This is a genomic window from Oceanimonas baumannii (assembly GCF_002245495.1).
In the GTDB taxonomy this organism is placed as follows: domain Bacteria; phylum Pseudomonadota; class Gammaproteobacteria; order Enterobacterales; family Aeromonadaceae; genus Oceanimonas; species Oceanimonas baumannii.
In genome coordinates, this window is the sequence record NZ_NQJF01000005.1 from 24,152 (window position 1) to 36,802 (window position 12,651).

A 12,651-nucleotide genomic window follows, 5' to 3' on the forward strand; every position below is an offset into this window, starting at 1 on the left:
TCCAATCCTCCTAACTCAAAACAACCCCAGCTGCTGGCTGGTAATGCCTTCAAAGCTCAGCCCCACAAAGGGCAGAATGGCATCAGCCACCGGCTTGAGCTGCTTTTCCACATAGTGCTGGTAGTCGATCACTGACTGACGATACTCCACCGGCTCCGGCCCATTTACCGTGATCACATAGGCGATGATGCCCTTGCGCTGATAACGCAGTGGCTTGCCCAGCCGGGCATTATGCATGTCCGCCAGGCGGGCCGCCCGCACCTGCGGAGGCTGTGACTTTACATACTGATCCAACGGCCGGCGCAGCCGCTTGCGGTACACCAGCTGCTCATCCCGTTCCCCGCCAAGAGTCTGAGCCAGAGTCAACTGTACAAAATCACTCGGATCTTCCTCATTAAACACCAGCCGGAACAACTCGGTCTGAAAGGTCCGTGCTAATGGTGTCCAGTCGGAGCGTACGGTTTCCAGCCCCTTGAATACCAGTCCGGCATCACCGTGGTGAATACGCAGGCCCGCATAGCGCTTCTTTGAACCTTCTTCACGACCGCGAATGGTGGGCATAAAAAAGCGGGCGAAATAGCTTTCAAACTGCAGTTCAAGAAAACTTTCCAGCTGCAGTTCATGCTGAAGCCACGCACGCCAGTGCTCGTTCACCAGTGCCGCCAGCCGTTTACCTTCCGTACTGGCAGAAGATTCATCGTATTCGCCAGTTAACAGCACAAACACGGAATCGGTGTCCCCGTAAATCACCTCATGACCTTCAGCCTCAATGCGGCGCGCACTTTGCTGCATGATGTCGTGTCCGCGCAGGGTAATGGAAGACGCCAGCCGGGTATCGTAGAAACGGCACCCGCCGGAGCCCAGTACCCCATAAAAGGAGTTCATCAGAATTTTAATGGCCTGAGAACGCGGAGCATCGTGCTCTTGCTTGGCCTGATCGCGCTCCCGCCACAACCCGGCAATAATATCTGGCAAAAAGTGATGAGTACGGGAGAAACGCGCGCCCCTGAAACCCGGAATGGCATCCTCTTCTTGCTGACCCAGCACCAGCCCGAGGGGATCGATACGGAAAGTACGGATAATGGACGGGTACAGGCTTTTAAAATCCAGCACCAGCACATGGCGGTATAATCCGGGCCGTGAGTTCATCACATAACCACCCGGACTTGCCAGACCACCGCCGGGTGGCAGATTGGGCGCGACAAAACCGGCCCGGTGCAGGTGGGGAAGATACACCTGCACAAAAGCAGCCACCGAGCCGCCGCTACGATCAAGCTCCAGGCCGGTCAGCTGACTGCGCAGCCGGAGAAAATCGAGCACCCGGGTGTGCGCAAAGATATCCCAGACCAGCCGGCAGTCCTCCAGATTGTAAGCGGCGAGTTTTGGCTTGTTGTGACGAAAGTCGTGCATGATGGCGGCAAGCCGGTTGGCCACATCCTCCGTTTGTTTGCCTCGTCCCAGCAGACTCTGCGCCACCGATTCCAGACTGAAGCTGTCAAACTGATAGCAGGCGGTTTTAAGGGCGTCGATACCATCAATGGCCACCCTGCCCGGCACCGTAACAAACACCTGCCCGGTGTGAGCCCGCTCCCGCAAGAACGCACTTTCGCCGCCTCTGCCCAGCTTTAGCCGGATACCGTACAATTCCGCCCGCTTCAGCAGCAGACGCACATCAAACGCCACCAGGTTCCAGCCAATAAGAATATCGGGATCGTAAGCGGCCAGCTCTTCTTCCAGCCTGTGCAGCAATGCCCGTTCATTTTCCACCCAGCGCATGTCGGTCGCCGCCGGCTCGGGTGTGCCAATCATCAGAACCCTGGCCAGCCCGTCGCCATAAAGGCCGATGGAATACAGTTCTCCCTTTCCCGAGCACTCTATATCCAGCGACAGCACCCGGAATTGTGGCTGCCAGTTACCAGCCCTGAGTCTGGCATTATCCACCTGTACTACGCTGTGTTGCCGTCGCACCTTGCCCGTAAACTCAGCGCTGCCACGAATAAAGCGGCTGATAAGGTAACGCTCATGGGGACGGAAGTCGTGCTCCAGTACTTCAATGCCGGCGGCCTGCAACCGCTGAACTGCCAGCGACTGCTCACGCATGGTATGAAAGTAAAGCACTGCCAGTGACTGCCGTGAAAAGCTTTGCAGCCCGGGCTCGGCCCACTCATAACGCTGCCCGCTGAGCACCTTTTCTGCCTGACCACGTTCAGCCACCGGTATCATCAGCAGGGCACGCTCACCCGGCACGGTCACCCGTGCTGGCCCCTGTGGTGTGCACAGCCAGTAGTGAATATCGATCTGGCCGTGACGATCCCGGCTGTGGCGGGTCAGCACAAAGCCCTGCTGGATGGGATTCATGTTCGGGAGTGGGAATGGGGGATCCGGGAATTGAGAGACGACAGGTGATGCCTGCAGATCCCGTTAACACGGAGCCTGCAGGCTATCCACTTGCCGCTTCCAGAGAGGGATTGCTCAGCGAGCCAGCTCGCTGCGCTCAAAAGCACTGCCCAGTGTGGTGGCCAGGCCACTCAGCACCTCGGCGTCCACCGGCTCACGCTCCTTGTTGCTCAGACTCAGGCTGGTGCGGTTGCCCAGATCTCCCAGCTGAATGCGATATTCCTGCTCGGGAATATTCAGCGCCGGCAGATTAAGCTCCTGCCAGTCACCCTTGCTCAGACCGTCAAATTCCACATCCACGTAGCCTAGTGCCTGCTGGCGGTTGCTGATGTCAAAGCCAAGCTTGGGCAACAGGGTGATCAGCCGCTTCCAGGTACGATCGTAGCTTTGCTCCGAGATCAACCGCTGCTGTTCGCTATCCAGCGTCAGTGCAATTGGGCTTTGATCCAGCAGCTCTTGCTGATGGCTCAGGGTCTGTTGATAAGACAGTGAAAATGCATTGAGGATGGAGGCTTCAGCACGCTGACGATCCCGGATAAAGGCACCCGTCCCTTCGGTCGCCTGAACTTTCACCGCCACGGCCCGGCGTACGGGATCGGGAATCAACTGCCAGCGGAATTGCTGCTTGGGGGCACCGATAACTTTACCGTTGCTCTCAAAACCGTCATTAACACGCCGGTGTTTGGCATCGGTACGCTCAAAAAAGCCGGCCAGCGCCTCGTTCAGCTGTTGCTCCAGCGGCTGATCCAGCTGTTGCTGATAGAACCACAGACCGGTGCCTTCATCCATGCTCTCGGAGCCACGCACCAGCGGCAACACCTGAGTAGGCGGACGAATATCCAGCGCCTCACCCAGAGCTCCGGCAGTGCTGTTTTTGGGGATCACGTATTCGGTATTAAAGCGCGGTGCCTCCAGTCCCTCCGGGATCATCAGCGGAACTGTGCGCAAAGATTCATTTTCATAATCAAAACCACGGTTAGCCTGGCTGCGGGTTTCCGGGTTACTGCAGCCGGCCAGCACGGTCACGGCCAGCAGGCTCATCATCATAGTTGGTACGTTCACGCTTGGTCCATGCCCTTAAATTCACTTGGTTCAACCCGACCCTTGTCTGCTTTTACCGGGAACGGGTAAAGCAAAACAAGGGCAAAGGCGGTTATGGTAGTGCCGGCCCTACCCTAATACAAGACAGGCACTGGAGCCAACCGGCTTTTATGCTAACATGCCAGCTCTTTTCATTCGCATCATTCCGGACAGCCGATGACCCATCATCTTGTGGTGACCGCCATAGGCGAGAACAGAGCTGGCATTGTCAATGAAGTAGCCCGCCATGTTTCCGATTGCGGCTGCAATATTGTTGACAGCCGGCTGGGCATATTCGGCAACGAGTTCACCTTCATTCTGTTGCTGTCGGGCAGCTGGAACCAGATCACCCGGCTGGAAACCACCCTGCCGTTATTTGGCCAGAGTCAGCAGTTGATCACCATGATGAAACGCACGCAAGTGCTGAGCCAGCCCAGCTATATTCTGAGTGCCGATGCCGACATCATGCTGGCCGACCGGCCCGGTATTGTGAATCGCTGTACCCAGTTTTTCAGTGATGCAGGCTGGGATATTCAGGCGATGCAAAACCAGACCCTGAGCGGCGAACTCAGCGGAAAATTCCAGGCCCACTTTCAGCTGAACCTGCCTGAGCAACTAAGCGACGAACAGGCCGGTACCATTTTTGACACGCTGTGCACCGAGCTGGAATGCGAGCAGTACAGCTTTCGTTTAAAACGCAAACCAACCACAGGAAGCAACCAATGACCTATCTGCAGGAAGGCACCCGGGCACCCGCCTTTACCCTTTGTGACCAGAACGGGCAGCGTGTGAGCCTGAACGATTTCAGCGGCCAGAAAGTGCTGGTGTATTTCTATCCCAAAGCCATGACCCCCGGTTGCAAGGTACAGGCCTGCGGCCTGCGTGACAGCCGTAATGAACTTGATGCACTGAACGTGGTAGTGCTGGGCATCAGCCCGGATCCGGTCGCCCGGCTGAAGAAGTTTGAAGACAAAGACGAGCTCAACTTTACCCTGCTCTCAGATGAAAATCACGCCGTGGCCGATGCCTTTGGCGTCTGGGGTCCAAAGAAATTCATGGGCAAGGAATATGACGGCATTCACCGTATCAGCTTTCTGATTGACGAAGCCGGTACCGTGGCCAAGGTATTTAACAAGTTCAAGACCAAGGATCACCACGAAGTGGTACTGGACTACCTGAAGCAGTTATAAACCCGTTCACTTCCCGGCTTTGGCTTCATCTTCGTCAGACAAAGCGCACTGTTTCTCCGGCATCAGCACCGAGTTGTCTGTTAACGACTGACAGGCAACTCCCCAGTTACACCAAGCAACAGCGGGGTTTGCCAGAGCAGACCGTCACATGCCACGGCCGAAAAGTTGCTCCTGCATTTTCAGCATTCCCGCCATCCTTGGCGGTCAGATACCTTGGCCGAGCGCCCATGGGGCTAACCTGCTCGCCGTGACCAAGTAAAAACGCCTGACCGGACATTGAGTATGTTCGCAGCAGGCATTTGTAGTGAATGGCATTCAATGCAGCATGTCCAATGCAGCATGTCGGCGGAGCACAATCGCGCTGCTGCGGCCGACGCTGCTGGTTGGGGGCCCGCTTCAGCCCTTTTGCCACCGTCCTGCCAGCCAGAAGCCGGTGATCATGGCCACCACAAACAGACCGGCCTGCCATTGCAGGCTGCCCAGCATGCCCAGTGCCGGCCCTGGACAAATGCCGGCCACGCCCCAGCCAATGCCAAATAATAAGGCCCCCACGATCAGTTTGTAATCAAACCGGGCCGCAGGTACCTCAGGCAAGGCATCACCCAGCGCGCACCGGGTTCGACCTTGTTTGCGCCACCACCAGTAGCCGGGGGCAAACACGCCCAGCGCTCCTCCCATCACCAACGCCAGACTCGGATCCCACTGGCCGAACAGATCGAGAAACCCCAACACTTTGTCCGGATTCATCATCCCTGAAAGTAATAAGCCAAAGCCAAACAAGGCACCTGAAAACAAGGCCACCAGCATCAACATATTCAGCCTCCCAATCCGGATAAGGTCACGGTGGCAATGCCTGCCGCCATAAAGACCAGAGTAGCCACTATCGATCGGGGCGACAGCCGGCCCATGCCACAGATACCATGACCGCTGGTACAGCCATTACCCAGGCGGGTTCCGATGCCCACCAGTAAACCGGCAATGAGCAGCCGCCAGGGCGAATAGTCCTGCAGTGAATAAGCCTCGGCCAGATTCAGTGTAAACACACCAAATGGCACGGCAATCAGCCCGGCCGTAAAGGCGATACGCCAGCCTTTATCGGACTGAGACCCGATTCCGGCCACAATGCCGCTGATGCCGGCGATGCGTCCTCCCACCAGCAGTAACAGCAGCGCTGCAACCCCGATTAACAAACCACCGGCCAACGCACTGAGTGGCGTAAAATTGACTATGGTCATCATGCTCTCCTGATTAACAAGCCATACCAATAATACAAGCAAAATTTAAATTAGAAAATACTTATTTAAATAATCCTGGAGAGCTGCTTTTGTAATGCTTTACAATCACTTCCATCAGTTACAACATAAGGCGATCCCGCCAGCTCATAGTACAAGGACGCCACATAATGTCATTGCCTGCGTTACCTCAGGCCCAGCACGGAGCGTGCTTTTTCAGACTGGATTCCCGTTATCATCTTTATCCGCTCACTCCCCTGCCGGCCGGGCTGGCCTGGCAGCAGAACAACACGCCACTGCCAGACTATCTGAGCCATGAAGACAGCCAGCGCCTGGCTCAAACCCTGTCCCGAGGTCAGGCAGGGCGGCTGAACCTGGCCGTAGCCGGGCAGCGCTGGCAGTGCCACCTTGCGCCCGTTGAGGGCGGAAGCTGGTTGCTCAGTGTCCATGTCGGTCAGCCTGAACAGTCCGACAAGCTGGGGTTACTGGAGTGGCAACTGCAGCGCAAGTGGAGTACGGCCACCGATGCCGGGCAGCTTCCCGAATTGCTGGATCTGCTGAGCAGCGAACTGCAGCCCGATCGCCTCATTTTGTGGCGTCACCACGAGGCTGAGGAGCTGCTGCGCCCGCTATACAGCCAGGGTCAGTCCTTTGTATTACAGCCGGTCCGGGCCGATCGCCGCTATTTACGCACACTGCATCAGCGTGGCGGACTCAGTTTCAGTAACTGTCCTGAACAGCCTTTACTGGGTGCTTTTGATTATCTGGCTACCGACGGCATCCGTCACCGGCTGGATGTCCCCCTGCCCTTTTCCGAGGGCCCCGGGGGGATCCTCAGTCTGGAATATACCCAGCCCCATGAAGCCATACCGGCGGCCACTATGCAGTTTGTCGCCACGCTGGCCGCACGCATTGGTACTGCGCTTGAGCAGACACCGGATCTGTCATCACAGTCCCTGTGTGCCAACGATATTATGGCCCGGTTAATGCCACTGCTATGCCAGCACACCGGACAAGACTTTTTTAATCAGCTGATGCTGCAGCTCGCCACCCTCACCGGTGCCAGCATGGTACTGGCCGGACTGCAGCAACTGGCAACAGAGCAGGTTTATGCTATCGCCTGCTACCATGAAGGACAGCTGCAACAGTCCTTTCATTATGACCTGCCCGGCACCCCCTGCTCCTTCAGCCATCAGAGCAATGAGAGCATCTGTATCCATGCCCATGATCTCGCCCGGCAGTTCCCTGAAGACAAAATGCTCGCCGAGCTTGACCTGCAGGCATATGCCGGCCTGTCGGTGAACGATCAACGCAATCAGCCACTGGGTATTCTGGTCCTGTTGTTTGAACAGCCGCTGCAGAACACCGGCTGGCTCAATACCTTGCTGACCCTGCTCAAGCCCCGCCTGACCGCCGAATTCTATCACCGGCGGGATCAGGAAAACCTGATGCTGGCCGCCGCCGCCTTTGAAACCCGGGAAGGTATTTTTATTGCCAGCGCCAACATGCGCATTCAGCAGGCCAACCAGGCCTTTTCCCGTATGTGTGGCACCGATCCGGACAGCCTGGTTGGCACACCGGTGCTGTCTTTGCGTGACAATGCCCCCGGCATGACCGATGCCAATATCATCATGCGGACCCTGGGCCGCCAGGGCTGGTGGCAGGGTGAGCAGCAACTGGCACGCACAGACGGCCACGCACTGCCCATTAACCTGCGGATCAGCAGCATGCAGGATGGTCTGGGTATTACCCATTACGTTTGCCATGTCGAAGATATTTCCGAGCATAAGGCCAATCGTGATCGCATTGAAAAGATGGCCTATTTTGATGAGCTGACCGGTTTGCACAATCGCCGCTTTATGGTCGATCACATCAGCCATACGGTGGCCCTGGCGGAGCATGAATCAAACCGTGGCGCCCTGCTGCTGCTGGATATCGACGATTTTAAAAACATTAACGACTCTCTGGGCTACATGATTGGCGATCAACTGTTAATCAAGGTCGCCGAGCGGCTGCGGCAATTCAGCCGGGAGTATGACGATATCAGCCTGGCACGCATGGCCAGTGACGAGTTTGTCTTATTGATGCCGCGACTGGGTCATGGTTTTTCCGCCACCAAAACCCGAGCCGAGCAGCTGGCCAATGCCCTGCACGAACTGTTTTCCATGCCGTTCGAACTGAATGGTTTGCGCCTGCATATCAGTGTCAGTGCCGGTATCAGCCTGTTCCCGGCAAGCGGGGTTAGCCTTGAAGAATATTTACGGCAGGCCGATACCGCCACCCATATGGCCAAACGCATCGCCCAGGGCAGCCATGTATTTTTCAGCCCGGAAATGGCAGAAGAAGTGCAGGAACGGCTTCAGCTGACCAATGATCTGCAGCAGGCGCTGCTTAATAATGAGTTGCTCCTGCATTTTCAGCCTCAGCTTCTGCTGGATAACCAGGAGGTCATCGGTGTTGAAGCCCTGCTGCGCTGGCACCCCCCCGGGCAGCCGGCGGTACCGCCCGGGCATTTTATTCCGGTAGCAGAAGAAACGTCACTTATCTGCGATATCGGTAACTGGGTATTGCAGCAGGCCTGCGCACGACTGCAGCACTGGCACCAAAGCAACACAGGGCCAGCGCGGTTGTCGGTCAATATCAGCGCCCGGCACTTCCACAGCCACGACTTTGTCGCTCGTCTGGAAGGTCTTCTGCTGCAATATCCCGCCTGCCGGCAGCGGCTGACCCTGGAAGTGACCGAAGGGGTGATTCTGGAAAGTTTAACCGAAAGCCGTACCCGTATGGCCCGGCTGAAACGACTGGGGCTGAATCTGTCTATCGATGATTTTGGTACCGGTTATTCGTCTTTCGCCTATCTGAAAGAATTACCCGTAGACGAGCTCAAGCTGGATCGCTCTTTTATACGTCAGGTGGATAGCAACGACAGAGACAGAGCCATTATCGCCTGCATTATGGAACTGGCACGTCAGCTGCAACTGACCGTGGTAGCAGAAGGAGTAGAGACCGAGGCCCAACGCAGCCAGTTGCTTGAACTCGGCTGTCCGGCCTGCCAAGGCTTTCTGATGGCCCGCCCCATGCCTGAATCGCAGTTGCTGGAGTGGCTGGGCAGCAGCCGGTAAGCACGGTCGCACCGAGCCATGCCCAGGCAGGGCTGCTTATGCCAGGCCAGCGCTGAGCAAAGCATAAAAAAACCGGCTCGAAAGCCGGTTTTTTTCATTGCCTGAAATGGCTCAGGCCAGCAGGGCCTCGGCCTTTTCCACCACGTTCTCCACGGTGAAACCGAACAGCTTGAACAGCTCACCGGCCGGGGCCGATTCACCGAAACTGGTCATGCCGATGATGTCGCCACCAAAGCCCACATACTTGAACCAGAAGTCCTTGATGCCAGCTTCTACCGCCACCCGCTTGGTGACAGCAGCAGGCAGTACGCTTTCACGATACTCGGCGCTCTGGGCGTCGAACACGTCGGTGGACGGCATGGACACTACGCGCACGGCGCGGCCCTTGGCAGTCAGTTGCTCGGCGGCAGCCATGGCCAGCTCCACTTCAGAGCCGGTGGCAATCAGAATAAGCTCCGGGGTGCCGGCACAGTCGCGCAGCACATAGCCCCCCTTGGCCACGTCGGCCAGCTGGGCCTCGGTGCGCTCCATCTGCCCCAGGTTCTGACGGGAGAAGATCAGCGAGGTGGGGCCGTCCTGGCGCTCAATGGCGTGTTTCCAGGCCACGGCAGACTCCACCTGGTCACAGGGACGCCAGGTGCTCATATTGGGAGTCAGACGCAGAGACGCGATTTGCTCCACCGGCTGATGGGTGGGGCCGTCTTCACCCAGACCAATGGAGTCGTGGGTATAAACGAAGATGGAGCGCTGCTTCATCAGCGCGGCCATACGCACCGCGTTGCGGGCGTATTCCACGAACATCAGGAAGGTACCGCCGTAGGGCACGAAACCGCCGTGCAGGGCGATGCCGTTCATGATGGCGCTCATGCCAAACTCACGCACACCGTAGTGCAGGTAGTTGCCGGAAGCGTCGTCGGCGCTGATGGCCTTTGAAGCCTTGTGCATGGTCAGGTTGCTGGGTGCCAGATCGGCACTGCCGCCCAGCAGCTCGGGCAACAGGTTACCAAAAGCATCGAGGGCGTTCTGAGAGGCTTTACGGGTGGCAATCTTGGCCGGCGCGGCCTGCAGACCCTTGATGAAATCGGCGCTTTGCTGGGCCCAGTCGGCGGGCAGTTCGCCGTTCAGGCGACGCTTGAGCTCGGCTGCCAGCTCGGGGAATTCGGCGGCGTAGGCACCGAATTTCTCGTTCCAGCCTGCTTCCTGCTCGGCACCCTTGGCCTTGGCATCCCACTCACCGTACACGTCGGCAGGGATGTCAAACGGAGCATGATGCCAGCCCAGCTGCTCGCGGGTGGCAGCAATTTCGGCCTCGCCCAGGGGCGCACCGTGGCAGTCGTGGCTGCCGCCCTTGTTGGGCGAGCCAAAACCGATCACGGTCTTGCAGCAGATCAGGGTCGGACGCGTGGTATCGGCACGGGCGGCGTCGATGGCGGCGGCCACGGCGGCGCTGTCGTGACCGTCAACGGCGGGGATCACCTGCCAGCCGTAGGCCTCAAAGCGTTTGGGGGTGTCGTCGCTGAACCAGCCGTCCACTTCACCGTCGATAGAGATACCGTTGTCATCCCAGAAGGCAACAAGCTTGCCCAGACCCAGAGTACCCGCCAGGGAGCAGGCTTCATGGGAGATGCCTTCCATCAGGCAGCCGTCGCCCAGGAAGCAGTAAGTGAAGTGATCCACCACCTCATGGCCGGGCTGGTTAAACTGGGCGGCCAGCGCTTTTTCGGCAATGGCCATGCCCACGGCATTGGTGATGCCCTGACCCAGCGGGCCGGTGGTGGTTTCTACGCCCGGAGCATAGCCATATTCCGGGTGGCCCGGGGTCTTGGAGTGCAGCTGGCGGAACTGTTTCAGATCGTCGATGGACAGCTCATACCCGGTCAGATGCAGCAGGGAGTACAGCAGCATGGAGCCGTGGCCGTTGGACAGAATAAAACGGTCGCGGTCCGCCCACTCCGGGTTGGCAGGGTTGTGCTTCAGGTAATCACGCCACAATACTTCGGCGATATCCGCCATGCCCATGGGGGCTCCGGGGTGACCGGAATTGGCTTTCTGTACCGCATCCATACTGAGTGCACGCACGGCATTGGCCAGCACTTGACGAGAAGGCATCGACATCTCCTGAGAAATTTTTTATTTAAGAAGGGTGAACAAAACGGCGGTTATTGTCCCAAAGACAGAGAAGGGGCGCAAATTATTCTCCCCGCTCCTTGCTGCCGGTTGCCGTCATGGTCACATTTTGCTGGCAATCCCGCCCTCGCCTATCTAGAATAGCCGTCCAGATGTTAATACCGCCATTTATGCGGTCCCTGACAACACCGAATTCATTACATTTTCAGGAAGTGAAGTAACATGGCCAGACTGTTTACCTCCGAGTCCGTGTCCGAAGGTCATCCCGACAAGATTGCCGACCAGATCTCCGATGCGGTCCTCGATGCCATCATCAAGCAGGACCCCAAGGCCCGCGTAGCCTGCGAAACCTACGTCAAGACCGGCATGGTCATCGTGGGTGGTGAAATTTCCACCAGCGCCTGGGTCGACATCGAAGAGCTGGCCCGCCGTACCGTGCGTGATATCGGCTACACCAGCTCCGACATGGGCTTTGACGGCGACAGCTGCGCCGTGCTCAACGCCATCGGCAAGCAGTCTCCCGATATTGCCATGGGCGTGGACCGGGAAGACGAAGATCCCTACGCTCAGGGTGCCGGCGATCAGGGGCTGATGTTTGGTTATGCATCCAACGAAACCGACGTGCTGATGCCCGCTCCGGTCACCTACGCCCACCGTCTGGTGAAGCGTCAGGCCCATGTACGCAAGGCCAAGGAACTGCCTTGGCTGCGTCCGGATGCCAAGTCCCAGGTGACCTTTGTTTACGACAACGGCAAGCCCGTGGCCATCGACACCGTGGTGCTGTCTACCCAGCACAGTCCCGATATCGATCAGGCCACCCTGCGTGAAGCGGTGATGGAGCTGATCATCAAGCCGGTGCTGCCCGCCGAATGGCTGAGCAAGGACACCAAGTATCACATCAACCCCACCGGCCAGTTCATCATCGGCGGCCCCATGGGTGACTGTGGTCTGACCGGCCGCAAGATCATCGTAGACACCTACGGCGGCATGGCCCGTCACGGTGGTGGGGCCTTCTCCGGCAAGGATCCGTCCAAGGTGGACCGCTCCGCTGCCTATGCCGCACGCTACGTGGCCAAGAACATCGTGGCCGCCGGCCTGGCTGAACGCTGCGAAATCCAGGTGTCCTATGCCATCGGCGTGGCCGAGCCGACGTCCATCAGCGTGGAAACCTTCGGCACCGGCAAGGTCGCCGAGGAGCTCATCGACGCCCTGGTACGTGAGCACTTCGACCTGCGCCCCTACGGCCTTATCCAGATGCTGGATCTGAACCGTCCCATTTACCAGGCAACTGCCGCCTACGGCCACTTCGGCCGGGACGAGTTCCCGTGGGAAGCCACCGACAAGGCGACCCTGCTGCGCGATGCCGCCGGCCTGAAATAAGCATCAAGGGGAAGCATTTGCTTCCCCTTTTTGTATGCGGTTACCCAACCATCATGCGAAGCAGCAGTGCGCCTTGACCGACGACAGAGCGCAGCTCTGCACACAGTAATACTGGTGACCAAG

At 57.9% G+C, this 12,651-nt stretch carries 9 protein-coding genes; 4 read left to right on the forward strand and 5 right to left on the reverse strand.

Annotation, left to right across the window (positions count from 1 at the left end):
• Positions 1-15 precede the first annotated feature (15 nt).
• Together B6S09_RS06790 and bamC are read right to left on the reverse strand one after the other, a co-directional pair.
• A complete protein-coding gene (locus B6S09_RS06790; protein ID WP_094277757.1) occupies positions 16-2,358 on the reverse strand; it encodes a DNA polymerase II in 2,343 nt (780 codons plus the stop codon).
• Between the two features lie 114 nt (positions 2,359-2,472).
• Entirely contained in the window at positions 2,473-3,459 is a 987-nt protein-coding gene (gene bamC, locus B6S09_RS06795) for an NlpB/DapX family lipoprotein (protein ID WP_243832799.1), read from the reverse strand.
• A gap of 195 nt (positions 3,460-3,654) precedes the next feature.
• Between bamC and B6S09_RS06800 the strand changes: the two genes are divergently transcribed.
• Positions 3,655-4,203 carry a glycine cleavage system transcriptional repressor gene (locus tag B6S09_RS06800; protein ID WP_094277758.1) on the forward strand — a complete coding sequence of 183 codons (549 nt, stop codon included), beginning with the start codon at positions 3,655-3,657 and terminating at the stop codon, positions 4,201-4,203.
• Complete coding sequence (gene bcp / locus B6S09_RS06805; protein ID WP_094277759.1) at positions 4,200-4,667, forward strand: thioredoxin-dependent thiol peroxidase; 468 nt, start codon at positions 4,200-4,202, stop codon at positions 4,665-4,667. Before B6S09_RS06800 ends, bcp begins: the two co-directional genes overlap by 4 nt.
• Before the next feature lie 396 nt (positions 4,668-5,063).
• On the opposite strand, the gene B6S09_RS06810 is transcribed toward bcp, so the two are convergent.
• Together B6S09_RS06810 and B6S09_RS06815 are read right to left on the reverse strand one after the other, a co-directional pair.
• Positions 5,064-5,480 carry a DUF6691 family protein gene (locus tag B6S09_RS06810; protein WP_094277760.1) on the reverse strand — a complete coding sequence of 139 codons (417 nt, stop codon included), beginning with the start codon at positions 5,478-5,480 and terminating at the stop codon, positions 5,064-5,066.
• A 2-nt stretch (positions 5,481-5,482) separates the two neighbouring features.
• A complete protein-coding gene (locus B6S09_RS06815) occupies positions 5,483-5,902 on the reverse strand; it encodes a YeeE/YedE family protein (protein WP_094277761.1) in 420 nt (139 codons plus the stop codon).
• A gap of 167 nt (positions 5,903-6,069) precedes the next feature.
• On the opposite strand from B6S09_RS06815, the gene B6S09_RS06820 reads away from it, so the two are divergent.
• Positions 6,070-9,021 (forward strand): putative bifunctional diguanylate cyclase/phosphodiesterase, encoded by a 2,952-nt coding sequence (locus B6S09_RS06820; RefSeq protein WP_094277762.1) that lies wholly within the window; start codon positions 6,070-6,072, stop codon positions 9,019-9,021.
• 111 nt (positions 9,022-9,132) lie between these two features.
• On the opposite strand, the gene tkt is transcribed toward B6S09_RS06820, so the two are convergent.
• Positions 9,133-11,130 (reverse strand): transketolase, encoded by a 1,998-nt coding sequence (tkt, locus tag B6S09_RS06825; protein WP_094277763.1) that lies wholly within the window; start codon positions 11,128-11,130, stop codon positions 9,133-9,135.
• A 240-nt stretch (positions 11,131-11,370) separates the two neighbouring features.
• Here tkt and metK point away from each other — a divergent pair, with 240 nt between their 5' ends.
• Complete coding sequence (gene metK / locus B6S09_RS06830) at positions 11,371-12,528, forward strand: methionine adenosyltransferase (protein WP_094277764.1); 1,158 nt, start codon at positions 11,371-11,373, stop codon at positions 12,526-12,528.
• Positions 12,529-12,651: the final 123 nt, after the last annotated feature.